At 60.8% G+C, this 309-nt stretch carries 1 protein-coding gene; it reads left to right on the top strand.

What is annotated here, in order from left to right; translation table 11 throughout:
- Window positions 1-129: 129 nt before the first annotated feature.
- Window positions 130-309 (top strand): hypothetical protein (locus tag E5W70_RS29450; RefSeq protein ID WP_292664807.1); only part of this gene is annotated, 180 nt, incomplete at its 3' end.

Here is a 309-nt window from a genome sequence, read left to right as displayed (position 1 = left end):
ACGCAATCTCGGGCCCTTTTGGGTGCTCGCGAATTAAGCTTTAGACGGAATGGTCATCCGGCTCATGAAAAGTCGGAGAGCCCGCTGCGCGGCCAGGGTTGGCGGCTCTGACGGATGCCATTCCCGGAAATGACCATCGATCGCCATGCGTGCCAACCCGTAAACGAGTGCACGCGCGGCAAGTACAAGATGGTCAAAGTCGGTGTCGGGAGCAAGCCGACCCTGTTGTTGCGCTTGCGTCAGCAAATCGATCATCGTCCGCCGAATAGCGGGGCCGGCGCTTCGCCGGCCGGCAGTCACGACATCGTG

It is taken from the genome of Mesorhizobium sp. (genome assembly GCF_005063415.1).
Taxonomy (GTDB): Bacteria; Pseudomonadota; Alphaproteobacteria; order Rhizobiales; family Rhizobiaceae; genus Mesorhizobium.
The sequence above is the reverse complement of the archived record's forward strand: the minus strand, read 5'-3'. Positions and strand labels throughout refer to the sequence as shown.